A 24542-nucleotide genomic window follows, 5' to 3' on the forward strand; every position below is an offset into this window, starting at 1 on the left:
ACCAAACCACTGAAGGCGCATGGGAGCGCTTCCGGCCGAGTGCGTTCACAAGCGGTACTAAAGGGCCGAACGGACCGAAAGGGTCTGTTCGGCCCTTCTCCATGAAAACGGCCGATCACCGCGGCATCCCCGCTTGTAACAAAACGGGCTATATCTGCGGCTCGCCCTGACGTTCACCCGGTCGCGTCTGGTCTTCTTGGTCAGTCGGCCAATGCTCGACGGGCACGGTGCCGTCGGGGGTCGAACGGCTCTGAGCTGCGCTTTTAGCTACCTTTAAGATCCACTTCTTAGGTAACAGTTTGAAAACTTCACCCAACTCCTTGACAAGAAGGGCCCCTCAGTAAGAACTTTTACCACTAACAGTTAAGGAACTTTGCTGAAAGGGAACGACATGGCATCTCGCGAGGAGCTCACGACGGCGGTGCACACCGCTGTCAGTGCCTCGCCGGTGTCGTCGATCCCGGCGGGCGCGCCGGCGGGCCAGTTCTCCGGCGCCGACGGCTTCCCGGCCATCGTCACCGGTGACAGCGTCCTGGCGAAGGTCCGGGCGCAGCTGCCCGAGCTCACCGGTGCCCTGCAGCGGGTCGCCGAGCTGATCCTCGCCGACCCCGCCGCCGCGGCCCGCTCGACGATCGTCGAGCTCGCCGAGCGCAGCGGCACCTCACCGGCGACCGTGACCCGCTTCTGCCGGGCGCTGGGCTTCGTCGGGTACGCCGAGCTGCGCCTCGCCATCGCCGGTGAGACCGGCCGCGCGTCGCGTACCGGCGGATGGACGATGGACATCGGCCGCGAGATCCAGCCGACCGACCCCCTCGAGCGTGTCCTCGGCCAGATCATGGCGGCCGACACGCAGGCGATGCACGACACCGCCTCGCTGCTGGACCTCTCCGAGGTCGAGCGCGCCGCCGAGGCCATCGCCCGCGCCGACCGCGTCGACATCTACGGCGCCAGCGGCAGCGCCCTCGTCGGCGGCGAGATGCAGTTCTGCCTGCACCGCATCGGCGTCGCGGCATGGGCGTGGAACGACACGCACAACGGTCTGGCCAGCGCATCGCTGCTGAAGCCGGGCGATGTGGCGCTGGGCGTCTCGCACAGTGGCCAGACCCGCGAGACCATCGAGATGATCGCCGAGGCGAGCAGCCGGGGTGCGACCACGATCGCACTGACCAGCTTCCCCCGCTCGGCCCTGGCCGAGGTCGCCGACATCGTCATGCTCACCGCGACGCAGGCGACGACGTTCCGGCCCGATGCCCTTTCCGCTCGGCACCCCCAGCTGGTGGTGCTGGACCTGCTGTACATCGCGGTGGCGCAGCGCACGCACGAACGCGCGCACGCGGCCTTCAGCGTCACCGCGCAGGCGGTCGCCGGTCACAAGTCGGCGGCGAGTGGAAAAGAGGCGTCGTCAGCATGACAGTCACCGCGCACGGCTACGTCTCCGCGATCCAGACGGTCATCGACCGGATCGCCACCACCCAGGTCGGCAACGTCAGCCAGGCGGCCGACCACATCGTCACCGCGCTGCGCGCCGGTGGCCTCCTCCAGGCGTTCGGCACCGGGCACTCCGAGGCGGTGGCGGTGGACTTCGCCGGCCGCGCCGGCGGGCTCGTGCCGACGAACAAGATCCTCCTGCGGGACCTCGTCGTCTATGGCGGCCAGGACCCGCAGATCCTCGAGGACGAGAAGCTGGAGCGCGATCCCCGGATCGCCGCCCAGCTGTACGAGATCGCCGCGCCGCGTCCCGAGGACGTGTTCGTGATGGCCTCACAGTCCGGGATCAACGGGGGGATCGTCGAGATGGCGCTGCTGATCAAGCAGCGTGGACACAGGTTGATCGCAATCACGTCGGTCGAGCACACCGAGCGGGTGTCCCCCAGGCACCCCTCGGGCAAGCGACTCGCCGATATCGCCGACGTCGTGCTGGACAACGGCGCGCCGTACGGAGACGCACTGCTGTCGCTGGAAAGCGGCGGCGCGGTCTGCCCGGTCTCTTCGGTCACCAACGCGCTCATGGCGCAGCTGGTGGTCGCCGAGGTCGTGCGACGCATCGAGGCTGCGGGCGAGGTGGCTCCCGTCTACCTGTCCGCAAACGTCCCCGGCGGGGACGAGCACAACCACACCCTCGAGTCGCGGTACGCCGGACGTGTCCGGCGCACCGCCTGACCCGAACCGAGGAGACAGATCATGTCCGTTACCCCCGAGTCCCCGTCGCAGCCAAACGCGCTCTCGCGGCGGACCGTCCTGCAGCGCGCCGCCGTTGCCGGCCTCGTCGCCACGCCCGCGGCGGGCTTCCTCGCCGCGTGCGCCGACAGCGGCAGCGACGAAGAGCCGGGCGGCACCACCAACACGGGTGCCGTCAGCGCGACCAACCCGCTGGGTGCCCCGGAGGACCAGCCGATCAACGTCGTCATCTTCAACGGTGGCTACGGCGACAAGTACGCGACCGACGTGCACGAGCCGATGTACAAGAAGGCTCACCCGAAGTCCGAGGTCAAGCACCAGTCCAGCCAGGCGATCTCCACCCTGGTGCAGCCCCTCATCGCCGGCGGCAACGCGCCGGAGTTCGTGAACAACTCCGGTGAGAAGTCGCTGGACTTCGGCGCGCTCGTCGCCGACGGTCAGCTGCAGGACCTGACCGCGCTGTTCGACGCGCCGTCGGTCGACGACCCGACCAAGAAGGTCCGCGACACCCTGGTCCCCGGCACCGTGGACACGGGCTCGTTCAACGGCAAGCCGTACGTCCTGTACTACGTCTCGACCGTGTTCGGCATCTGGTACTCCGGCAAGCTCTTCGCCGACAACGGCTGGACCGCGCCGAAGACGTGGGCCGAGTTCACCGCGCTGTGCGACAAGATCAAGGCCAAGGGCATCGCCCCCTACGCCTACGCCGGTGCCAACGCCGCGTACTACCAGTGGAACGTCATCCTCACCAGCGCCGCGAAGATCGGTGGCGCGGACATCCTCAAGAACATCGACAACCTTGAGGATGGTGCCTGGAAGGTCGACGCGGTCAAGCAGGCCGCGGAGGCGTGGGCCGAGATCGGTGCCAAGTACAACCTGCAGGGTGCCGAGGGTCTCAAGCACACCGACGTCCAGCTCAAGCAGAACCAGTACCAGCTGGCGATGTACCCGTCGGGTGACTGGCTGGAGAACGAGCAGAAGAAGGACACACCCGAGGGCTTCAAGTACCAGATGATGACCACCCCGAGCATCACCGGCTCGGACAAGCTCAAGTCGACGGCGCTGCGCGCGACCGCCGGTGAGGGCTACATGGTCCTGGCGAAGAGCAAGAACCCCAAGGGTGGCATGGAGTACATGCGCCAGATGCTGTCGAAGGCGGGCGGCAAGGGCTTCACCGAGGTCGTCAAGGCGCCTACGGTGGTTCTCGGCAGCACCGACGGCCTGACCTTCACCCCGGGCACCCAGTCGTCGCAGGACGCGCTGAAGGCGGCCGGCCAGGAGGTCTTCAACCTGTTCTTCGACGGCTGGTACAAGGACCTCGACAAGGAGGCCCGTACCGCCACCAACGAGCTGATGTTCGGTCGCATCAAGGCCGACCAGTTCGTCGAGCGTATCCAGAAGAAGGCCGACGAGATCAAGAAGGACTCGTCGATCACCAAGTTCAAGCGCTGATCGGAGCCTGATCATGCGGCATGGAAGAGTCCCCTTCATCCTGGGGTTCCTGGTTGCGCCGGTAACGCTCTACACGTACTTCGTCCTGTGGCCGTACGTGCAGACGATCAATCTGTCGTTCTACCAGTGGCGCGGCTTCACCAAGAAGCGATGGGTCGGGCTGGAGAACTACGATCGGATGCTGCACGCCGACCGTTTCTGGCAGGCGCTGGAGCACCACGCAGTCATCCTCGTCTTCCTGCCGCTGGCCACGATCGCATTCGCCCTGTTCTTTGCCTTCCTCCTCAACGTGGGAGGCAAAGGCAGGGGTGGCAAGACGGCGGGGGTCTGGGGGTCGAGCTTCTACCGGGTGGTGTTCTTCCTCCCCCAGGTCCTCGCCGTGCCGGTCATCGGTGTGCTCTTCGCGACGGTGTACCGGCCCAACGAGTCCGGCCTGATCAACGGTGTGTTGTTGAAGGCCGGCCTCGAGAAGCCGATCGGCTTCCTGATCGAGAAGAACCTCGCGCTGCCGGCGCTCATCGCGGTGCTCGTGTGGCAGGCGGTCGGCTTCTACGTGGTGCTCTTCTCCGCCGGTATGGCCAACATCCCGGCAGAGATCTACGAGGCCGCCGAGCTCGACGGCGCGTCCAAGGTGTCGCTGTTCTTCCGCGTCACGCTTCCCCTGCTCTGGGACACGATCCAGACCGCTTGGGTGTACCTCGGAATCCTGGCCTTCGACGCGTTCGCCATCGTGTCGGTGCTCGCCCAGGACAACGGCGGACCCGACGGCGCGACGACCGTGCTCGGCCTGGAGATCTACAACAACATGCAGCAGAACCGCTACGGCGACGCTGCCACCTACGGTGTCGCGCTGTGCGTGTTGTCGCTGGTGTTCGCCGCGTTCACGCTGCGGCTCACCCGTCGTGAGTCCTACGAGTACTGAGAGGCCGAGACATGACCGCAATCATCGGCCGCGACGCGCCGGGCCAGCGCAGCGGACCGCAGGGTGCCCGCGTGTTGCCGAAGGGCGAGCGCCCGCGCCGTCCGCTCAACCTGGCCGGCGGCCTCGGCCACGTGTTCCTCGCCATCTGGGCGTTGATGATCATCGTCCCGCTGGTGTGGGTGTTCCTGGCGTCGTTCAAGAACACGACCGAGATCTTCAGCACGCCGTGGTCCATGCCGGACCACCTGCGCTGGGAGAACTGGAGCCGGGCCTGGAACAAGGCCCACGTCGGCCAGTACGTGCTCAACAGCGTCCTGGTCGTCACGCTCGCGACGTTCGGCACGATGCTGCTGAGCTCGATGGCCGCCTATGTACTGGCGCGGTACAGGTTCTTCGGCAACCGGATCATCTACTACCTGTTCGTGGCCGGCATCGCGTTCCCGCCGTTCCTCGCCGTCGTGCCGCTGTTCTTCCAGGTCAAGCAGCTCGGCCTGCTCAACACGTACACCGGCCTGATCATCGTGTACATCGCGTACTCGCTGCCGTTCACGATCTTCTTCCTGACCTCGTTCTTCCGGTCGCTGCCGAACTCGGTGGCGGAGGCCGCGACGATCGACGGCGCCTCGCACACCAGGCTGTTCTTCTCGGTGATGCTGCCCATGGCCAAGCCCGGCCTGATCAGCCTCACGATCTTCAACCTGATCGGCCAGTGGGGACAGTTCCTGCTGCCGCTGGTGCTGATGGCCGGCGCGAAGGACAAGTGGGTCCTCACCCAGGGCATCCAGGAGATCTCCACGTCCGCCGGGTATGAGGCCGACTGGTCGGGCCTGTTCGCCGCCCTGACCATCTCGATCCTGCCCATGATCGTGATGTACATGATCTTCCAGCGGCAGATCCAGGCCGGTCTCACCGCCGGCGCAGTGAAGTAACCCACCAAAGGCACGCGCACCCCCGGCGGTTTCTCGGAAACTGTCGGGGGTGTGCGATGTAATGCGGTCGTGCTCGTCGCGGTGATGCCCTCAGGTGCCGGTGGTCTGCTCAGGCCGCTGGCCGACGACGGCACCCCGAGCGGCCCCGAGCGCCGCGTCGACGACCTCGCCACCGCGGTCGCCACGATCGAGGCCCGCGACCGCCCCCGCTGGCTCTGGCCGTCGACCGCCGAGCTCTATCCGCGCCTCCTCGCCGCCGGCGTCCGTGTCGAGCGCTGCCACGACCTGGAGCTCGCCGAGGCCCTCCTGCTCGGCGCCGAGGGCCACTGGGGCCAGCCCCGCGCCCTCGCCGCCGCCCACGCCCGGCTCACCGGCGCCCCCGTGCCGCCCGACCCGCCGTCCCGCGCGGCTCTGCCGCCCGGTGAGGCGCAGGACTCGCTGTTCGACATCGCGGCGGACTCCGAGCTGCCGCTCGATGCGGTTCTCGGTGTCTTCTCCGCTCAGCGCACCCGCGCGGCGGCGGCGCCGTCCATGGCCCCCGGTGGTGGCGCCATGCGCACCCTCGTCGCCGCCGAGTCCGCCGCCGCGCTCGTCGCCGCCGAGATGGGCGCCGCCGGCCTGCCGTGGCGCGCCGACGTGCACGACGCCCTGCTCCGCGAGCTGCTCGGCCCGCCCTCACCGATCGAGGGGGCGCCACCGGCCCGCCTCGTCGAGCTCAACGCCCGGCTCAACGACGCCTTCGGCGCCCGGGTCCACCCCGACTCGCCCGCCGAGGTCCTGCGGGCCTTCGCCCGCCAGGGCATCACGCTGCGCAACACGCGCCGCTGGGAGCTCCAGCACGTCGACCACCCCGCCGTGCCGATCCTGCTGGAGTACAAGGAGCTGTACCGGCTGTGGGTCGCGCACGGCTGGTCCTGGCTCGACCAGTGGGTCAGCGGCGGCCGCTTCCGCGCCGAGTACATCCCCGGCGGCGTCGTCTCGGGCCGCTGGGCCACCCGCGGCGGCGGCGCCCTGCAGATCCCGAAGGTCGTGCGCAAGGCCGTCGTCGCCGACCCCGGCTGGACCTTCGTCGTCGCCGACGCCGGCCAGCTCGAGCCGCGCATCCTCGCCGCCGTCTCCGCCGACCACCGGCTCGCCCGGGCCGGTGCCGCCGGCGACCTCTACGCCGCGCTCGCCGCCGAGGCCTTCGAGGGCGACCGCGCGAAGGCCAAGGTCGCGCTCCTCGGCGCCATGTACGGGCAGACCGGCGGCATGGCCGCACCAGCCCTCGCCGCCCTGCGCCGCTTCTACCCGGCCGCCTGGGACCTCGTGGAGGAAGCCGCCCGCACCGGCGAGGCCGGCGGGCTGGTCCGCACCTGGCTCGGCCGCACCTGCCCGCCGTCGTCGGTCGGCTGGCGGGAGGGCTTCGACGAGCCGGGGATGGAGGTCGACGCCCGCGGCGGGGCGAGGGGGCGGGCGCGCGGCAGGTTCACGCGCAACTTCGTCATCCAGGGCACCGCGGCGGAGTGGGCGCTGGTGGTGCTCGCCAGGCTCCGCGCGCACCTCGCCGGCCTGGCCGCCGAGCTGGTCTTCTTCCAGCACGACGAGTTCATGGTGCACTGCCCCGCGCCGGAGGCACAGGCGGTGGTCACGGCCGTGCACACCGCCGGCGACGAGGCCCGCCGGCTGCTCTTCGGCGACACGCCGGTCCGCTTCCCGCTCGACGTCGCCGTCGTCGAGCGCTACTCCGACGCCAAGTAGCCCCTCCCTCGTGATCCGGAAGCGTCGTCGTCGCTCTGGCGACCAGCAGGCTTCCGGATCGCAGGCTTCCGGATCACGGAGGGTGCGGTCACCAGTCGGCGGAGGCGAGGTAGCGGGCCATGGCGTCGGTGTGGGTGGGGAAGCACAGCTGCTGGGGGCCGACGCCGATCTCGAAGCCGAGGGACTCCTCTGTCGCCACGGAGGCGGGGATCGCGGACAGGGGGCGCGGGGGGAGCACGCCGAAGACGACGAGGTTGCCGCCGGGGGTGCTCTGGACGTCGAAGAGGCGGACGTCGGCGGGGTCGGCCAGCAGCGTGGTCTCCTCGCGCAGCTCGCGGACCATGCCCTCCTGCCAGGTCTCGCCGAACTCGATGAAGCCGCCCGGCAGGGCCAGCTCGCCGCGCTTCGGCTCGATGTCGCGGCGGACGAGGACCAGGCCGCGGCCCTCGTCGGTCTCGACCGGCAGGAGTGTGACGGCGACGGGCAGCGGGTTTCGCCAGGTCGTCTCGCCGCAGGAGGCGCAGACGCGGGGCCACGGCGCGTTCGACGCATAGGCGACGCCGCAATACGAGCAGTGATCGTGCAGGGCCATGAGCAACGAGCGTACCGGCGGTATTAGGCTGCACCGAGGAGCACCCAGGAGTACCCAGGAGCACCGAGGAGTCCCCGCTGAGCACGATCGTCGGACTGGTTCTCGCCGCAGGTGGCGGCCGCCGGTATGGCGGGCCCAAGGCTCTCGTACGCCACGACGACGGCCGTTTGCTGGTCGAGCGCGCCGTGGCGACCCTTCGCGAGGGCGGCTGCACGCGGATCGTGGTGGTCCTCGGCGCCGAGTCGGCGCGGGTCCGCGACGAGGCGCAGCTCGGTGACGCGCGGCTGGTGGACAACCCGGCCTGGAAGAGCGGCATGGGCTCGTCGCTGCGGGTCGGGCTGGCGGCGGTCGCCGAGGCCGAGACGGAGGCCGACGCGGTCGCGGTCGCGGTGCTGCTGGTCGACACGCCCGGCATCGGACCCGACGCCGTGGCCAGGCTGCTCGCCGCCGCCGACAGCGGGTCGAAGGCGCTGGTGACCGCGTCGTACCAAGGGAAACGCGGCCATCCGGTGATCCTCGGCCGCGACCACTGGGCCGGTGTGAGCACCCTCGCGACCGCTGACGTCGGCGCGCGCGCCTACCTGGTCGCCCACGCCGACCAGGTCCAAGCCGTGCCGTGCGAGGACATCGCCGACGACACCGACCTCGACGTCCCGCCCGAGCAGTAGGGACCACGAGCGCCGGCGCCGACCGGTCCGCCCGGGGCGGCGGGCAGCCACGAACATCGGCGCCGACCGGTCCGCCGGGGCGGCAGGCAGCCGCGAACACCGGTGCCGACCGGTCCGCCCGAGCGGGCAGGAAGCCACGAACAACGGCGGAGCCGGGCGGACGGAGCGGCAGGCGCTGCCCGTACATCCGCCGAAACCGGAACCGGAGCGACCCGGTGCGGCAGTAGCCGCCGGAGAAATCCACGCGCATAGTGGAGCGGTGCCGGACTTCGAGTCTCCGGCCGCGCTGGCGGCCGGCCTGGCCGACGCGGGATACCTCGCCGACGAGGGGCTCGCGATGGCGGGCTTCCTCGCGCTGCGCCTGCACCGGCCGATCTTCCTGGAGGGCGACGCCGGCGTCGGCAAGACCGCGTTCGCGGCGGCGCTCGCCGAGACCGCGGGCGTCGAGCTGATCCGCCTGCAGTGCTACGAGGGCCTGGACGCCTCGCACGCGCTGTACGACTGGGACTTCGCCCGCCAGGTGCTGCACCTGCGAGCGGTGGAGACGGCGGCGCACGGCACCCTGACGGCGCAGGAGCTCGAGGCGGACCTGTACGACCGCCGGTTCCTGCTCGCCCGGCCGCTGCTGCAGGCGGTCGAGCGGGCGCCGTGCGTGCTGCTCGTCGACGAGGTCGACCGGGCCGACGACGAGTTCGAGGCGTACCTCCTCGAGGTGCTCGCCGACGCCGCCGTGACCGTGCCGGAGCTCGGCAGGATCACCGCCGAGGTGCCGCCGGTCGTGGTCGTGACCAGCAACAGGACCCGCGAGGTGCACGACGCGTTGAAGCGCCGCTGCCTGTACCACTGGGTCGGCCACCCCACACAGGAGCGGGAGACCGCGATCCTGCGGCGGCGCCTGCCGGGCCTCGGCGAGCGGCTCGCCGCGCAGGTCGCCGAGGCCACCGCCCACCTGCGGACCCTCGACCTGGTCAAGCCGCCGGGCGTCGCCGAGGCGATCGACTGGGCCGCCGCGCTGCGCGCCCTGGCCGCGGACACGCTGACCGCCGAGCTCGCTCGCGCCACCCTCGGCGTGGTCCTGAAGGTCCGCGAGGACATCGAGCTGGCAGCGGGGACCGTCGATGCTCGTTGAGGTGGCCGGGAAGCTGCGGGCGGCCGGGCTGCCGGTGACGCTCGACCGCCTCGCCGCCTACGGCGAGGCCCTCGACGCCGCCGGGGTCGCCCACGCGTACTGGGTCGGCCGGCTCACCCTGTGCGGCTCGCCGGAGGACATCGCCCGCTACGACGCGGCCTTCCTGCGGGAGGCGTCGAAGGCGCGCGGGCCGTCGTGGCAGGTGCGGCGGCTGCCGGAGCGGTCGCTGTTCCGGGCCACGATGCCGCCGTCGGCGGACGCCGGCGAGCAGGACCCGGCGCTGTCCGTGCGGGCCGCCGACACCGAGGTGCTGCGCCACCGCGACCTCGCCACCCTGTCGCCCGCCGAACGCGCCGAGGCGTTGGCGCTGCTCGCCCAGGTCGCCGCCGCCGACATCACCCGGCCCGGCCGGCGGCACCGGCCGGCGGGCCACGGCGAGGTCGACCGCCGCCGCAGCGTCCGGGCGATGCTGCGGGCCGGCGGCGAGCCAAGGCCCCTGCTGCACCGGCGCCGCGCGCCGCGACCCCGCCGGATCGTGCTGCTGATCGACGTGTCGGGGTCGATGTCGCCGTACGCGGACGCCCTCCTGCGCCTCGCGCACGCCTTCACCCGGCACCGTCCACGATGGACGGAGACGTACACGCTCGGCACCCGCCTCACCCGGCTCACCCCGGCGCTGCGGATCCGGGCTCCGGAGACGGCGCTGCGGGAGGCCGGGCGGCTCATTCCCGACTGGCGCGGCGGGACCCGGCTCGCCGACGGGATCGCCGCGTTCGTCCGGGGCGACGGCCACCGCGGTGCCGCCCGCCGCGCCGCGGTCGTCGTCTTCAGCGACGGGTGGGAGTCCGCGGAGCCGGCCCGGCTCGGCGCCACCGTCGCCCACCTGCACCGACTCGCCGCCCGGACCGTCTGGGTGAGCCCGCACGCCGGGCGCCCCGGCTTCGCCCCGACCGCCGGTGGCCTCGCCGCGGTGCTCCCGCATGTTGACGCGCTCGTGGCAGGGCATACGGTGGCGGCGCTACACGCCGTCCTTGAGGAGGTCCGCCGTGCGTGAGGTTCTCGACGAGCTGCTCGGCTGGTGGCAGTCCGGCCGTACCGTCGGCATGGCCACCGTCGTGCGCACCTGGCGCAGCTCACCGCGCCCCGCCGGCGCCACGATGCTCGTCGGCCCCGACGGCGACGCGGTCGGCAGCGTCTCCGGCGGCTGCGTGGAAGGCGCCGTCTACGAGCTGTCCCGCGAGGTCGTCGACTCCGGTTCGCCGGTCGTCCAGCGGTACGGTGTGAGCGACGACGACGCGTTCGCCGTGGGCCTGACCTGCGGCGGGATCATCGAGCTGCTGGTCGAGCCGGTGTCGCGGGACACGTTCCCGGAGCTGGACCGGGTCGCCGCGGCGATCACCGCCCGCGAGCCGGTCGCCGTCGTGTCGGTGGTGGAGGGCCCTGCTGACAAGATCGGCCGGCGGCTGGTCGTCTGGCCCGCGTCCACGTCCGGTTCGTTGGGCTCCGAACGGCTCGACGCGGCCGCCGCCGACGACGCCAGGGGGCTGCTGGCCGCAGGGCGGACCGACACGCTGCACTACGGCCTGGACGGCGAGCGGCGCGGCGAGGGGCTGACGCTGTTCGTCGCCTCCTACGCGCCGCCCGCCCGGATGATCGTCTTCGGCGCGATCGACTTCGCCGCGTCGGTGGCCCGCATCGGTGACTTCCTCGGCTACCACGTCACGGTCTGCGACGCGCGCCCCGTGTTCGCCACGTCGAAGCGGTTCCCCGGCGCCGACGAGGTCGTCGTCGACTGGCCGCACCGGTACCTGCGGGCGGAGCTGGACGCCGGCCGCGTCGACGCGCGCACCGTGGTGTGCGTGCTGACCCACGACCCGAAGTTCGACGTGCCCGTGCTGCAGGTGGCGCTGCGCGAGGACCTCGCCTACGTCGGTGCGATGGGATCCCGGCGCACGCACGACGACCGCCTCGCCCGGCTGAAGGAGGCGGGGATGACGGATGAGGAGCTGGACCGGCTGTCCTCGCCGATCGGCCTCGACCTCGGCGCGCGGACCCCGGAAGAGACCGCCGTCAGCATCGCCGCGGAGATCATCGCGGGGCGCTGGGGCGGTGGCGGCGCGCGGCTCACGACGACCGCCGGCCGCATCCACCACGAGGTGTCGTAGGCGCCAGCAGCCAGGGGCCAGCAGTCAGGGCTAGCAGTCAGGGGGCTGGCAGCCGGGCTGGTCGCGGCCGCGGCGCAGGTTGTTGAGCAGCTGCTGCCCGTCCGGTGACAGCGACACCCGGCGGCTCGTCCGCGCGAACAGCCGCGTGCCGACCCGCAGCTCGAGCGACCTGATCGTCTGGCTGATCCGCGCCGTCGACACGTGCAGGCGCATGGCGGTGCGGCCGAAGTGCAGCTCCTCCGCAAGAGTGAGGAACGCCTCCAGCTCGTGCCGCGCCGCACCGTGGTGGTCGATCCGTCGATCCTCACCCATATCACCGTCGATCGACACTCGAGCGCGAGTCAGGAAGCCGACACTTCGCCGCCGGCGGCGGCCCGCGGGTCAGCGCGGCGGCGGCCCGCGGGTCAGCGCGGTGGCGGACCGCGGGTGAGAGCGCGCCGCGACCGGACCCGGGTACCGCGATTGCCGCTCCACCGGATCTTCTTCTCCGGGATACTCGGGCGGTGGCCGGCGACGACGCGCACCGTGGGCCGTTCGGCGTCGACATCCTCGGCGCGCCTTCGGGAAGGGCGCGGCCGGTGGGGCCGTCGCGGTGGGGGACCGCCGGGACGGCGCAACCCTTCGAGGGTGGCCTGGTCGTCGAGGTGTCCGGCCGTCCGCCGCTGCTGATCTCCGGGCGCTTGCTGCGACTGTACGAGCGGTGCCGCGGGACGCTCGGGTTTCCGCTGACCGGGGCGCTGCGCACGGTCACCGCCCTGCCGGGTGAGCCGCTGCTGGGTCACGACTACCAGCTCTTCGAAGGGCCCGGCGCGGCCTGCCGGACGGCGGGGCTGCCGGCGTGCGGGGCGATCGGCGTCGCCGCGGACGGCGCCGCCGCGGCGGTGGCGGTCAGCGGCCCGATCTGGGCGGGCTACTGCGAGGCCGGCGGGTTCGACGGGCGGCTCGGCTTCCCGGTGGACGCCGCGCGGGTCCGCGCCGCACGCGCCTTGCAGGAGTTCCAGGGCGGCGTCCTCCTCTGGAGCGAGGAGCACGGCGCGCACACCGTCTCCGGCGCCATCTGGGACAGGATCGGCGGCGGCCCAGGGCTCGACGAGGTCGGCTGGCCGGTCGCGGGGCAGCGGCCGTCGCCGGACGATCCGTTCGCGTATCAGCAGGAGTTCGAGCACGGCATCGCCACCGTCCGCGACGGGATCGCCAGGTTCTGGCGCAGCTGATCGAAGTCAAGACCCGCGAAGGGTTGCATTGATCACTGCTTGTGCGATCTCCTGATCAGGCAGTGGCCCGGGTGCGTCCGCCGCGCGACGGGCCGTTTCGGCACGTCCCCCGCGGGAGGCAAGCGTGTCCTCTTCCCATCGCGTCCGGGTGAGCGTCGACGTCGACGGCAGTCGCTACGTCGACGACGTCGAGCCCCGGACCCTGCTGGTCCATCACCTGCGAGAACGACTCGGCAAAGTCGGCACGGTCGTCGGCTGCGACACCAGCAACTGCGGCTCGTGCACGGTCCTGATGGGCGACCCCGACGGCGTCCGGCACTCCGTCAAGAGCTGCTCCGTGCTCGCCGTCCAGGCCGACGGCGCCGCCGTCACCACCATCGAGGGCCTGGCCGGCCCGGACGGGACGCTGCACGCCGTGCAGCAGGCGTTTCACGAGCTGCACGCCCTGCAGTGCGGCTTCTGCACCCCCGGCATGATCCTGTCCGCCGTCGACCTGCTCCGCGACAACCCCGACCCGTCGCAGGAGGAGGTCCGGGAAGGCCTGTCCGGCAACCTGTGCCGCTGCACCGGCTACCAGAACATCGTCCGTGCCGTGCTGTCCGCCGCAACAGCGTTGCGGTCCGCGGGCGAGGACGTCCCACTCAAGGACGAGGTGACGGCATGACCGCCGTAGCCGAACCGTCTGCGGCCGCGGGGGAGGTCGGCGCGGCGCGCCGGCGCAAGGAGGACGCGCGGCTCATCACCGGGCGGACCCGCTGGACGGACAACATCGCGCTGCCCGGGATGCTGCACCTGGCGATCCTGCGCAGCCCGCACGCCAGCGCCCGCATCACCGCCGTCGACGTCGGCCCCGCCCTGCGGATCCCCGGTGTCGTCGACGCGTTCAGCGGGGCCGACATCGCCGGGATCCAGGGCAGCCTGCCGTGCGCCTGGCCGGTCACGGAGGACATCGTGCACCCGGTCCGGCCACCCCTCGCGGACGGCTTCGTGCGCCACCACGGCGAGGCGGTCGCCGTCGTCGTCGCCCGTGACCGCGACACCGCCGCCGACGCGCTCGACGCGATCGAGGTCGAGTACGAGCCGCTGCCGCCGGTCCTGGACCTGGAGGCCGCGTCACGTGACGAGGGCCTGGTCCATCCCGACAAGGGCACCAACCGCTCGTACACCTGGATCTTCGACTCGGCGCAGGCCGGCACCGGCACCGACGTCGCCGCGGAGGCCGCCGCCGCCGAGGTGACGCTGCGCCGCCGGTACGTCCAGCAGCGGCTCATCCCCGCGTTCATGGAGCCCCGCAGCGTCGTCGTCGACCCCGGCATGGGGGAGTACACCATCTGGTCGGCCACCCAGATCCCGCACATCCTGCGGGTGTTCTACGCGCTGCTCACCGGCGTGCCCGAGCACAAGATCCGGGTCATCGCCCCCGACGTCGGCGGCGGCTTCGGCGGCAAGCTGCAGGTCACCCCGGAGGAGATGATCGCGTTCTTCGCCGCACAGCGCGTGCGGAAGCCGGTCAAGTACACCGAGACCCGCGGCGACTCGATGCTGTCGGCGCACCACGGGCGCGACCAGATCCAGGACATCACGCTCACCGCCCGCCGCGACGGCACCCTGACCGGCATCGACGTGAAGCTCATCGCCAACATGGGCGCCTACCTGGGCCTCGTCGGGCCGGGCGTGCCGATCCTCGGCGCGTTCATGTTCAACTCGATCTACAAGGTGCCCGCGTACCGCTTCGAGTGCGTCGGCGTCTTCACCAACACGACCATCACCGACGCCTACCGCGGCGCGGGCCGGCCCGAGGCGACGTACGCCATCGAACGGGCCATGGACGACCTCGCCGACGAGCTCGGCATGGACCCCGTCGAGCTGCGCCGCCGCAACTGGATCAAGGCGGACGAGTTCCCGTTCACCACGGTCGCCGGCCTCGTGTACGACTCCGGCGACTACGACGCCGCGACGGACAAGGCCCTCGACCTGTTCGACTACGCCGGTCTGCGCGCGGAGCAGCGGCGCCGCCGGGACAGCGGCGACCCGGTGCAGCTCGGGATCGGCGTGTCCACCTACACGGAGATGTGCGGCCTCGCGCCCTCCCGCATCCTGGGCGCGCTGCGGTACGCCGCCGGCGGCTGGGAGACGGCGTCGGTGCGGGTCCTGCCCACGGGCAAGGTCGAGGTGGTCACCGGCACCAGCCCGCACGGGCAGGGGCACGTGACCGCGTGGAGCCAGATCGTGGCCGACGAGCTCGGGGTCGCGTTCGAGGACGTCGAGGTCCTGCACGGCGACACCCGCACGTCGCACAAAGGTCTGGACACGTACGGGTCCCGCTCCCTCGCCGTCGGCGGGGTCGCGCTGGTCGAGGCGTGCCGGAAGGTGCGCGACAAGGCCCGCGTCGTCGCCGCGCACATGCTGGAGTGCAGCCCCGACGACATCGAGTTCACCGGCGGCGCGTTCCGGGTCCGCGGCACGCCCGACGCGGCGAAGACGATCGCGGACACGGCGTTCGCGGTCTTCGCGGCGCACGACCTGCCCGACGGGGTCGAGGCGACCCTCGACGCGGACGCCACCTTCGACCCGCAGACGTTCTCGTTCCCGCACGGCACCCACCTGTGCGCGACGCTCGTCGACACCCAGACCGGGCACGTCGCCATCCACCGGTACGTGGCGGTCGACGACGTGGGCAAGGTCGTCAACCCGCTCATCGTCGAGGGGCAGGTGCACGGCGGTGTCGCGCAGGGCATCGCACAGGCGTTGCACGAGCAGGCGGTGTACGACGAGTCCGGCACCCTGCTGACCGGGTCGTTCGTCGAGTACACGATCCCCAGCGCGGCCGACCTGCCGCACCTCGTCACCGACCGCACGGAGACGCCGGCGACCTCCAACCCGCTCGGCGTCAAGGGTGTCGGCGAGGCCGGCGCCATCGCGTCCACCCCGGCCGTCGTCAACGCGATCGTCGACGCGTTGCGCCCGTACGGCGTGGACGACATCGCCATGCCCTGCACACCCGAGCGGGTGTGGCGGGCGATCAAGCGCGGAGGTGTGGCGTGATCCCCGTCGCGTTCGACTACCTGAAACCGTCCACTGTGGAAGAGGCGGTGACCGCGCTGGGAGCCGCCGAGGACGCCAAGGTGCTCGCCGGCGGGCAGTCGCTGCTGCCGGTGCTGCGGCTGCGCCTCGCCGCGCCCGCGCTGCTGGTCGACCTGGCCGGCGTGCCCGGGCTCAGCGGGGTCCGGCTCGACGGCGACACGCTCGTCGTCGGCGCCATGACCACGCACGCCGAGGTGGCGTCGTCGCCGCTGGTCCAGCGGCACGCGCCGCTGCTCGCGGCCGCGGCGGCGAGGGTCGGCGACCGGCAGGTGCGGCACCGCGGCACGGTCGGCGGGTCCCTCGCGCACGCCGACCCCGCCGCCGACCTGCCCGCCGTCGCGGCCGCCCTCGATGCCACGTACGTCGTCCAGGGCCCCGCCGGGCGGCGGTCCGTCAGCGCCGCCGACTTCGCGGTGGACCTGTTCACCACGGCGCTCGCCCCCGACGAGGTCCTCGTCGAGGTGCGGCTGGCAGGCGCGGACGGCTGGTCGGCGCACTACGAGAAGTTCCACCGCGTGGCGCAGGCGTGGGCGATCGTCGGCGTGGCGGTCGCGGTGTCCCGCTCCGGCGGCACCATCGCCGGGGCGCGGGTCGCGCTGACCAACATGGGCCCGGTGCCGCACCGCGCCGTCGAGGTCGAGGCGGCGCTGACCGGTGCGCCGGCGACGGCGGACGCGGTGGCGGCGGCCTGCGTGTCCGTCTCGTCCGGCACGTCACCGGTGGACGACCTCACCGCCTCCGCGGACTACCGGCGCGACCTGGCGCGGGTCCTGACGGCGCGGGCGGTGTGCCGGGCGCTGGGCATCTGAGGCGTCCGCCCGGGGCCGTCCGATTCCGGGCGGCTTCTGGGCGGCGGTGGGTGCTGCGAGGGCCGTCCGGGGGCCGTCCGTCTCGGGCGGCCCTCATCCCTGCGGCGCCGGGTCCTGCAACTGGCGTGCGAGGCCGAGCCGGTCGAGTCGGACCCAGTACTCGGCGATCCTGCCGCCTCGACCCGGTACACCGCCGAGCCGACCTCGGTGAGCGGCGCGCCGGTCGGCGGGTGCCCGGCGCCATCAGCTCGCGGGCGGCGGCCGCGTCGCCGGTGACCCGGACCCTCGCCAGGAACCCGCCACCACCCGTGCCGCCGGGCTCATCCCCGGCCACTCGGGCACTTCGCCGGGTCGGATCTCGAACTGTCGCACGTGGCCTCCGTCGGGAGTGCCGGACCGTCCATCGTGAAGGTATCGGGTGGCCGTGCTGCGCGGCACGCGCCGACGGGACTATGGTCGGATGCGTGGCCCGGATCACCGGACGGGCCGTGCCGCCGAGTGCTGGGGGTCTGACGACGTGCTGCTGGAACACAGTTTCACCGTGCCCGTCCCGGTGTCGCAGGCGTGGGACGTGCTGCTGGACATCGAGCGGGTCGCGCCCTGCATGCCGGGCGCCGCGCTGACGTCCTTCGAGGGCGACGACTTCGCCGGCACCGTCAAGGTCAAGCTGGGCCCGGTGAGCCTCACGTTCAAGGGCAAGGGCCGGTTCGTCGAGCGGGACGAGGCCGCGCACCGGGTGGTGCTCACCGCGTCCGGCGCCGACAGCCGGGGCGGCGGCACCGCCTCGGCGAAGGTGACGGCGCAGCTGCACGACGCGGGCGCCGACGGCACGAAGGTCGAGGTCGCCACGGACCTCGACATCACCGGCAAGGCCGCGCAGTTCGGCCGTGGGCTCATCGGCGACGTGAGCTCGAAGCTGATCGGCCAGTTCGCCGACTGCCTGGCCGGCAAGCTCGCCGCGGGCGGACCCGCCGTGGCTGTCACGGCCGCGGTTCCGGACTCGGCCTCAGCGCCGGCCGCGGCTCCAGCTTCGGCCGCTGCCTCGGACTCGGCCACAGGCTCGGTTCCGGTTCCGGTGCCGGCCTCGGCCGGGGTTCCGGACCTGGCCGCGGTGCCGGACTCGGCCGCGGTGCCGGACTCGGGCGCGGGTGGCGCGGGTGCGCGGTCCGCGCCCACGGCGTTGTCGGAGTCCTCCGTGTCGGTGCACCCGGACGACGAGGTGGAGCCGATCGACCTGCTCGCCGTCAGCGGGGTCGGCGCGGTCGTGCGCCGCGCGGTCCCGTACGTCATGACCGCCGCCGCGAGCTTCGTCATCGTGTTCGGCATCATCTGGTGGGTCAAACGCCGCTGACCGCCCACCACAGCGCCGCCGCCCCCGGCACCGGCAACCTTTTCGCGGTCCTGGCGACGCGCCGCCTCCAGCAGCGCTCCTTCGCCGTCCCGGTGGCGCGCCGTTCCCGGCAGCGCGCCTCCGCTGTCCCGGTGGCGCGCCGTTCCCGGCAGCGGGCCTCCGCTGTCCCGGCAACGCACGATCGCCGATCCGGCGGGCGGCGGCCACTCAGGCGGCCGCCCGGACCGTCCACAACGGGGCGGTACCACCGCCGGAGGTGGCGCCAGGACCTCGTTCAGCCTGCGGCGGCGGCACGGCCCTCGGTGAAGAACGCCGCCACCGCGGCCGCGTCGCCGAGGGCGCTCAAGGGCCGTGCGGCACCGAACGACACGTTCCAGAATTCACCCTCGCGCGGCGTCCACGGGCCGACGTACGCGTACGGCTCGGGGATCGCCGAGTCGCCCGTGGACACCCCGTAGTTCACCTCGTCGAGCGTGATGCCGACGTCGAAGTGCTCCGGCCACAGCACCGGCGTGGCGTCCGGCGCGAACAGGCGCAGCGCCGCGTCGCCGACCGCCAGGGCGCCCAGGGTCGCGCTCGCACCGGTGGTCACGATCGGGTCGCCGGGCCGGGCGCCGGAGCCGTCCTTGTAGACGCCCTCGGCGGCGCCGACGTCCAGCCCCGCGGCCGCCGCCAGCTGGGCGAACGTCTGCCCCTCGTACGGGATGCGGCGCCCGTCGACGACGAGCGCGTCGGCCTCGGCCCGCACGTCGGGTGCGGCGACGGTGGCGAAACCGGTGGGTGTGACCCTGAGCCGGATGGTGCCGCTGCGCCGGAACTGCGGGCCGGCGAGCACCAGCTCCGCCAGGCCGTGGAAGGAGTTCGTCACCGTTCCATCATGCCCGCCGCGTTGCCCCAGCAGACCGCCCGCAGCCAGTCGTCACCGAACCCCAGGCGTCGCAACGAGTCCAGCTGGTGCGCGTACGGGTGCGGGATGTTCGGGTAGTCGCTGCCGAGCAGCACGCGCCCGGCGAGCCCGAGCTCCTCCACCCTGGGTAGGAGCGCCGGCGGGAACCCCGGGAAGAACGTTGTGAAGACCATCGTCGTGTCGAGCATGACGTTGGCGTACCGGTCGGCGAGATCGAGGAAGCCCTCGTACTCCGGCGCGCCGAAGTGGGCGATGACGGCGACCAGCGACGGGTGGCGGCGCAGCACCTCGCCGAACGGACCCGGTCCGGTGTACCCGTTGGCGACGGGACCGGAACCGGCGTGCACGACCACCGGCGTGCCGGTCTCGGCGAGCCGCCCCCAGACCGGCTCCAGCAGCGGGTCGTTCGGGTCGTAACCACCGACCTGCAGGTGCACCTTGAAGATCCGGGCGCCGCCGTCGAGCGCCGCGTCGACGATCCCGGGCACGCCGGGCTCCGGGTAGAACGTCGCGCTCGGCACGCACCCCGGTGTCCGCGCGGCGAAGCCGAGCGTCCACGCGTTGAGGTCGGCGGCCATGTCGGGACGGTGCGCGTACGCCAGGGCCGTGAAGTGCCGGACGCCCATCTCCCGGAGGTGGCCCGCTCGTTCGGCGTCGCTCCCGCGGTACCGGATGGGCCAGGGCCGCCCGACGAGCGGACCCCCGGCGTCGAAGTGGGCCCAGACCTTGCGCATCATGCGCTCGGGCAGGAAGTGCGTGTGCACGTCGAACAGGCCGGGCAGGCCCAGCGCCTGCCAGAACGCTGGGACCTCGTCGTCATCGTTCACACGGATATGTTGAACCTCTCGAGCAGGACCGGCGCGACCAGCAGGGCACCGGCGAAGATCGCGACCGTGGTGAAGACGATGCGCAGCACGACCGTCTCGGTCTTGTCACCCGCGGTCAGCGCCACCGAGTGCGGCAGGCCGATGTTGCGCCACAGCCGCCGGCCGGTGGGGATCGGCCAGAAGATGGGGGAGCCGTGCCGGGTGATCATGTCGCCGGCCAGATGGATGAGGCCGCCCACGCCGACCGCCATGCCGAGCAGCGGGTAGCCGCGGTCGCCGGGGAGCCGCTCGTAGACGAGGTACGCGGCCGCCGCGGCGGCGAGGGTCACGATGAGCCAGCCGGCGCGCTCCGCCCAGCGCTCGAACAGCCCGCGCAGCGCCATCGCGAACGCGAAGAACAGCACGCCCATGACGGCCCACTTGCCGAACGCGTTGCACAGCGCCAGGGTGCCGTACCCGACACCGACGTTGAACACGATGGTGTGCGTCAGCGTGCGGTGCCCGTTGCGGCGGCGCGGGTCGTGCTTGAGGCGGGTGAGCATGTAGACCCCGAGCGAGAACTTCTCGACCACCTCGGCCAGGAACAGCGTCAGCACCCCGAACGTGTGCGCCACCGTCGCGCCGCCCTGCCGGGTGGTGACCCGCCCCGACAGGTCGAGGTCAGGCAGCAGCGCGCCACCGGCGCAGATCGCGGTGCCGACGGCCAGCTGGAGCGGCGTCTGGTGGAAGTCGGCGAGCTGGTCCAGCGCCAGGGAGCCGGCCAGCCACACGGCCGCCCCGGACAGCGCATGCGAAGAGCCCATCATGATCCGGACTATCCCATGTGGACCCGCGTTCGTACATAGGAGCTACAGCCGCGTTCACCTGCCGGCCACGTCGAAGGTGGTCGCCGTCATCGTCGGCGGCGCGTCCGAGGCCAGGTAGACCGCGGCGAAGGCCACATCCTCCACCCGCTCCGCCTGCGGTGTCCAAGACACGACATTCGCCCGCACCCCCGACGCCGCGACCTCCCGCGCCACGTGCTGCGTGAGCGCCGTCACCCCGCCGCCGACCGCGCTCGTCGCCGCGTCCGTGCCGAACGGCGCGACCGTCACCACCGTCCCCGTCCGTGCCTCCGCCATCGGCGGCACGAACGCCTGCAACGCCTCGAACGTCGCCGTCAGTCCACTGTCGACACTCGTGCGGAAGTCGGCGCCGCCCGTACACGGGACGAGGAACAGCAGATCGGGAGCCCCGACCTCACTGAGCACCCCCGCGTGCACGGATGCCGCGTCCACCCCGGTCGACACGATGCCGACGGCGTCCGCACCCACCCACCGCAGCTCGTCGACCAGGTCCTGCAGCTCGGCCTCGTCGTCGCCGATGACGGCGATCCGGGCCCCACGGGCGGCGAGCAGCCGGCACACCGCGGCACCGACCCCACCGGCACCGCCGAGCACCACCGCGACCCTGCCTTTGAGCTCGGTTCGGTACATGCCACATCCAGCCTCTCGTCGTTCGTCGGTCCACCGCACTCCAGCACCACCCACTGCCGCGGCCTGCTCAGCTCCTGCACCGCCGGGCGCCTTCCGGCTGCCCCGGCTTCTCCTGCCGTCGGTCCGTGGTCGGCTTCGTCTTGTGCTCCCCATGTTGACTGCTGTCGTTGCTTCAGCTCCTGTACCGCCAGTGCCCCGCTCCCGCCGCGTGCCTCGCGGTTGTCGCGGCTTTTCCTGCCGGCGGGGCGTGGTCGGCTTCGTCTCGTGCTCCCCGTGCCGGCCGCTGTCGTTGCCCCAGCTCCTGTACCGCCGCCCTCGCACACCGCCGCGCACTGCTCGCCGCTCGGGCGCCGCGTCGGCCGCGGCTCCACGGCTTCACCGCGCCGGTCGCTGCCGGTGGGGCGCCGCGCTGGTGGCGACGCCCCCGCCGGAGCGGCCGGCTCAGGTCCAGCCGTGACGGTCCGAGGCCGCCGACCACGGCCCGTGACCGTGGCCGTACCCCCAGTGCCGCCGCCCCCACGGCGCACCCCCCGACCACGGCGCGCCTCCCGACGCCGCCCACCGCCGCCAGCGGGCATGCCTGAAGACGCTGAGCACCAGGAAGAACAGCGGGATCGCGGGCCAGAAGAAGTGCGCGCCCGACAGCGCCCACAGCCCCGTCAGCGTGACCGCCACCACGGCCACGAACGCGCCGTGCCGTGCGAGGTGCCGCCGGCCCTGCCGCAGGAACTCCGCCTGCGTCTCCGGCAGCTCGAACAGCCCTCGCCGCCCCCCGTCGGGCAGGTCGGCCGTCACCGGCGGCAGCTCGTCGCGGAACTTCGCCGCATATACCTGCGTGAGCCGCTCCTCGCCCTCCTCCAGCGTGAGCCGCCCCTCCGTCATCCCGGCCCGCACCATGTTCGCGTACTGCTCGCGCTCCTTGTCGGAGGCTCGCACCCGTTCGCCGGCCATCTCGGCCTCCCTTCCTTGTTGCTCACAGCCTGCCGCTGACCGCCGCCACGCGCGTCGCACCCGTGTCGTGTCGTCCTGTACTTCTCAGGTCGCACACCAGCCGCCCATGTACGACCCAGGGAGTACGCGACCGCGCGACCTGAGTGCGACGCCGCTGGTCCCGGCCCTGGACTACCTTGGCGATGTGAGACGACGACCGCCCTGGACCCGGGAGCTGCGCGAGGCGCGTGACGCCCGGCACGCCGCGCGGCTCGCGCACCGCATGGAGTCCATGGAGCGCCACGGCCGCAGGCGGTGGGGCGGCGGCCCGCACCCGGCGGCGATCGTCATCGCCATGGCCCTCGTCCAGGTCCTCGGCACCCGCGCCGCGGCCTACGGCTCGACCGGCCCGCACGTCCTGGACGGCACCGCCTATCTGCTGCTGCTCGCCGGCCCCGTCGCCCTGGCGGTCCGCGAGCGCTGGCCGCTGGTCTCTCTCGTCGGCGCGCTGGTGCCGACCGCCGCCTACTTCAGCATGGGCTATCCCGACGGCCCCGGGTTCGTCGCCGCGATCGTCGCGATGTTCACCGCCCTCGCCTCGGGCTATCGCTGGCTGACCTGGGTAGCCGTCGCCGCCGCGTTCAGCGTCTTCGCCGTGCTGGTCCGCGGCGACGAGTCGCTGCCCCGCGTCATCCTCATCGGCGTCTGGTGCCTCGTCATCGCGGGCTTCGGCGAGGCCGCCAGGGTCCGTGCCATGCGCTACTCCCAGATGGCCCGCGACTGGTCCGCGCAGCAGCAGCTCGCCCGCGCCGAGGAGGAGAAGGCCAGGGCCGAGCAGGAGCGTCGCCAGGCCAGCGACGAGCGGCTCCTGATCGCCCGCGAGCTGCACGACGTCATCGGCCACCACCTGTCCCTCATCAACGTTCAGGCGGGGGTCGGCCTGCACCTGATGGACGACCAGCCCGAGCAGGCCAGGGTCGCCCTCGCGGCGATCAAGCACGCCAGCGCCGAGGCGCTGCGCGAGACCCGCTCCGTCCTCGCCGGCCTCAACCCCGCCGGCGCCGCCCCGCGCACGCCCGCCCCGGGCCTGCGCGACCTCGACCGCCTCGCCGAGGAGGCCCGCGCCGTCGGCCTGCCCGTCACCGTCGACACGACCGGGGTGCCGCGTCCGCTGCCGCCCCAGGTCGATCGGGCCGCGTTCCGGATCGTGCAGGAGGCCCTGACCAACGTCCGCCGTCACGCGGGCCCTGGCGCCTCCGCCACGATCGCCATCGGCTACACCCCGACCGAGCTCACGCTCCACATCACCGACGACGGCCACGCCCGAGCGAACTCCGGCCCAGCCTCATCGCCCGCGACCGCCTCACCGTCCGCAACCGTCCACCCGCCTGTGACCGCCTCACCGCCCGCAACCGTCCAGCCTCCCGTGACCGTCCCGCTGGCTGCGACCGTCCGGCCGTCCGTGACCGTCCCGCCGTCCGTGACCGTCCCGCCGTCCGCGACCGTCCCGCCGGCTGCGACCGTCCCGCCGTCCACGAGCGTCCAGCCGTCCGCGACCGCCTCGCCGTTCGTGCCCGACGCCAGCCGGTCCGCTTCAAGTGCGGCTGGGACGGGTCCGGCGGTATCCGTCACCGGGTCGCCCGGCACCATGGAAGCGGCATCCACGACCGCGAGCGCGGCGGCCCTGGCCGGGGCGGCGTCCGAGGAGACTCCCGGCCCGCCACACGGCGGCCCGACCAGCGACCGGCACGGCGGCGACCCGGCCAGTGGCCCACGCGGCGACAGCGACCTGGCAGTCAGCGGCCCGCATGGCGTCGGCGGCCTGGCAGCCAATGACCAGCGCGGCGACGGCGAGGGAGCAAGCGGTCGGCGCGTCGGCGGCGGCCCGGCAGCAGTCAGTGGCTGGCATGGCGTCGGCGGCGGCCAGGCAGTCAGTGACCAGCGCGGTGAAGGCGGTGGCGCGGGCTCCGGCCAGGTTGGTGCGGGCGCGGGCTCCGGGCAGGTCGGTGCCGGTGCGGGCGGCGGCGGTTCGTCGGTGCGCGGTGACGGTAACGGCATCGCGGGGATGCGGCACCGGGCCGCCGCGTTCGGGGGGTCCTTGGAGGCCGGTCCCCGCGCGGGCGGTGGGTTCGCGGTGGTCGCCAGGATTCCCGTTCGGGAGCAGTCATGA

General features: G+C 72.7%; 23 protein-coding genes. 16 read left to right on the top strand and 7 right to left on the bottom strand.

Annotated features, from left to right (window positions below; all coding sequences use genetic code 11):
- Positions 1 to 391: 391 nt before the first annotated feature.
- From ACFY3L_RS37120 to ACFY3L_RS37145, 6 genes are all read left to right on the top strand, one after another.
- Positions 392 to 1411 carry a MurR/RpiR family transcriptional regulator gene (locus ACFY3L_RS37120; RefSeq protein ID WP_389335234.1) on the top strand — a complete coding sequence of 340 codons (1020 nt, stop codon included), beginning with the start codon at positions 392 to 394 and terminating at the stop codon, positions 1409 to 1411.
- Positions 1408 to 2160 carry a sugar isomerase domain-containing protein gene (locus ACFY3L_RS37125; RefSeq protein ID WP_389335237.1) on the top strand — a complete coding sequence of 251 codons (753 nt, stop codon included), beginning with the start codon at positions 1408 to 1410 and terminating at the stop codon, positions 2158 to 2160. The genes ACFY3L_RS37120 and ACFY3L_RS37125 overlap by 4 nt, the downstream gene beginning before the upstream one ends.
- A gap of 21 nt (positions 2161 to 2181) precedes the next feature.
- The gene (gene ngcE / locus ACFY3L_RS37130) at positions 2182 to 3630 is read left to right on the top strand and encodes an N-acetylglucosamine/diacetylchitobiose ABC transporter substrate-binding protein (RefSeq protein ID WP_389335240.1); all 1449 of its coding nucleotides are present in this window, start codon (positions 2182 to 2184) and stop codon (positions 3628 to 3630) included.
- Between the two features lie 13 nt (positions 3631 to 3643).
- A complete protein-coding gene (locus tag ACFY3L_RS37135; RefSeq protein ID WP_389335242.1) occupies positions 3644 to 4552 on the top strand; it encodes a carbohydrate ABC transporter permease in 909 nt (302 codons plus the stop codon).
- 11 nt (positions 4553 to 4563) lie between these two features.
- Entirely contained in the window at positions 4564 to 5481 is a 918-nt protein-coding gene (locus ACFY3L_RS37140; protein ID WP_389335244.1) for a carbohydrate ABC transporter permease, read from the top strand.
- Between the two features lie 84 nt (positions 5482 to 5565).
- Positions 5566 to 7221, top strand: a complete 1656-nt coding sequence (locus ACFY3L_RS37145) for a bifunctional 3'-5' exonuclease/DNA polymerase (protein ID WP_389335471.1) — start codon at positions 5566 to 5568, stop codon at positions 7219 to 7221.
- Positions 7222 to 7309: 88 nt separating this feature from the next.
- On the opposite strand, the gene ACFY3L_RS37150 is transcribed toward ACFY3L_RS37145, so the two are convergent.
- On the bottom strand, positions 7310 to 7813 hold the full coding sequence (locus tag ACFY3L_RS37150) for an NUDIX domain-containing protein (RefSeq protein WP_389335246.1): 504 nt from the start codon (positions 7811 to 7813) through the stop codon (positions 7310 to 7312).
- Positions 7814 to 7908: 95 nt separating this feature from the next.
- Here ACFY3L_RS37150 and ACFY3L_RS37155 point away from each other — a divergent pair, with 95 nt between their 5' ends.
- The 4 genes from ACFY3L_RS37155 to ACFY3L_RS37170 all read left to right on the top strand — a co-directional run bounded on the left by ACFY3L_RS37155 (position 7909) and on the right by ACFY3L_RS37170 (position 11775).
- Positions 7909 to 8481, top strand: coding sequence for an NTP transferase domain-containing protein (locus ACFY3L_RS37155; protein WP_389335474.1), 573 nt, complete (start codon positions 7909 to 7911; stop codon positions 8479 to 8481).
- Positions 8482 to 8740: 259 nt separating this feature from the next.
- The gene (locus ACFY3L_RS37160; RefSeq protein WP_389335248.1) at positions 8741 to 9610 is read left to right on the top strand and encodes an AAA family ATPase; all 870 of its coding nucleotides are present in this window, start codon (positions 8741 to 8743) and stop codon (positions 9608 to 9610) included.
- Positions 9600 to 10664, top strand: coding sequence for a VWA domain-containing protein (locus ACFY3L_RS37165; protein ID WP_389335250.1), 1065 nt, complete (start codon positions 9600 to 9602; stop codon positions 10662 to 10664). The genes ACFY3L_RS37160 and ACFY3L_RS37165 overlap by 11 nt, the downstream gene beginning before the upstream one ends.
- Positions 10657 to 11775, top strand: coding sequence for an XdhC family protein (locus tag ACFY3L_RS37170; protein ID WP_389335253.1), 1119 nt, complete (start codon positions 10657 to 10659; stop codon positions 11773 to 11775). Before ACFY3L_RS37165 ends, ACFY3L_RS37170 begins: the two co-directional genes overlap by 8 nt.
- Before the next feature lie 30 nt (positions 11776 to 11805).
- Here the strand turns inward: ACFY3L_RS37170 and ACFY3L_RS37175 are convergent, their stop codons facing one another.
- Positions 11806 to 12087: a LysR family transcriptional regulator gene (locus tag ACFY3L_RS37175; RefSeq protein ID WP_389335255.1), complete on the bottom strand. Its 282-nt coding sequence runs from the start codon at positions 12085 to 12087 to the stop codon at positions 11806 to 11808.
- Positions 12088 to 12278: 191 nt separating this feature from the next.
- Here ACFY3L_RS37175 and ACFY3L_RS37180 point away from each other — a divergent pair, with 191 nt between their 5' ends.
- From ACFY3L_RS37180 to ACFY3L_RS37200, 5 genes are all read left to right on the top strand, one after another.
- Positions 12279 to 12989, top strand: coding sequence for an LGFP repeat-containing protein (locus tag ACFY3L_RS37180; protein WP_389335258.1), 711 nt, complete (start codon positions 12279 to 12281; stop codon positions 12987 to 12989).
- Between the two features lie 124 nt (positions 12990 to 13113).
- On the top strand, positions 13114 to 13653 hold the full coding sequence (locus ACFY3L_RS37185) for a (2Fe-2S)-binding protein (RefSeq protein WP_389335261.1): 540 nt from the start codon (positions 13114 to 13116) through the stop codon (positions 13651 to 13653).
- Complete coding sequence (locus ACFY3L_RS37190; RefSeq protein ID WP_389335264.1) at positions 13650 to 16034, top strand: xanthine dehydrogenase family protein molybdopterin-binding subunit; 2385 nt, start codon at positions 13650 to 13652, stop codon at positions 16032 to 16034. Before ACFY3L_RS37185 ends, ACFY3L_RS37190 begins: the two co-directional genes overlap by 4 nt.
- Positions 16031 to 16882, top strand: coding sequence for an FAD binding domain-containing protein (locus ACFY3L_RS37195; RefSeq protein ID WP_389335266.1), 852 nt, complete (start codon positions 16031 to 16033; stop codon positions 16880 to 16882). Before ACFY3L_RS37190 ends, ACFY3L_RS37195 begins: the two co-directional genes overlap by 4 nt.
- Before the next feature lie 460 nt (positions 16883 to 17342).
- Positions 17343 to 18233 (top strand): SRPBCC family protein, encoded by an 891-nt coding sequence (locus tag ACFY3L_RS37200; RefSeq protein WP_389335269.1) that lies wholly within the window; start codon positions 17343 to 17345, stop codon positions 18231 to 18233.
- A 274-nt stretch (positions 18234 to 18507) separates the two neighbouring features.
- Here the strand turns inward: ACFY3L_RS37200 and ACFY3L_RS37205 are convergent, their stop codons facing one another.
- From ACFY3L_RS37205 to ACFY3L_RS37225, 5 genes are all read right to left on the bottom strand, one after another.
- Positions 18508 to 19101 carry a hypothetical protein gene (locus ACFY3L_RS37205; RefSeq protein WP_389335272.1) on the bottom strand — a complete coding sequence of 198 codons (594 nt, stop codon included), beginning with the start codon at positions 19099 to 19101 and terminating at the stop codon, positions 18508 to 18510.
- Positions 19098 to 19967 (bottom strand): amidohydrolase family protein, encoded by an 870-nt coding sequence (locus ACFY3L_RS37210; protein ID WP_389335275.1) that lies wholly within the window; start codon positions 19965 to 19967, stop codon positions 19098 to 19100. The genes ACFY3L_RS37205 and ACFY3L_RS37210 overlap by 4 nt, the downstream gene beginning before the upstream one ends.
- Positions 19964 to 20773 (bottom strand): metal-dependent hydrolase, encoded by an 810-nt coding sequence (locus tag ACFY3L_RS37215; protein WP_389335277.1) that lies wholly within the window; start codon positions 20771 to 20773, stop codon positions 19964 to 19966. The genes ACFY3L_RS37210 and ACFY3L_RS37215 overlap by 4 nt, the downstream gene beginning before the upstream one ends.
- A gap of 54 nt (positions 20774 to 20827) precedes the next feature.
- A complete protein-coding gene (locus tag ACFY3L_RS37220; protein WP_389335279.1) occupies positions 20828 to 21442 on the bottom strand; it encodes an SDR family NAD(P)-dependent oxidoreductase in 615 nt (204 codons plus the stop codon).
- Between the two features lie 441 nt (positions 21443 to 21883).
- A complete protein-coding gene (locus tag ACFY3L_RS37225; protein WP_389335281.1) occupies positions 21884 to 22393 on the bottom strand; it encodes a DUF1707 domain-containing protein in 510 nt (169 codons plus the stop codon).
- A 184-nt stretch (positions 22394 to 22577) separates the two neighbouring features.
- Between ACFY3L_RS37225 and ACFY3L_RS37230 the strand changes: the two genes are divergently transcribed.
- Complete coding sequence (locus ACFY3L_RS37230) at positions 22578 to 24542, top strand: histidine kinase (protein ID WP_389335284.1); 1965 nt, start codon at positions 22578 to 22580, stop codon at positions 24540 to 24542.

It is taken from the genome of Dactylosporangium sp. NPDC000521 (genome assembly GCF_042898305.1).
Taxonomy (GTDB): domain Bacteria; phylum Actinomycetota; class Actinomycetes; order Mycobacteriales; family Micromonosporaceae; genus Dactylosporangium.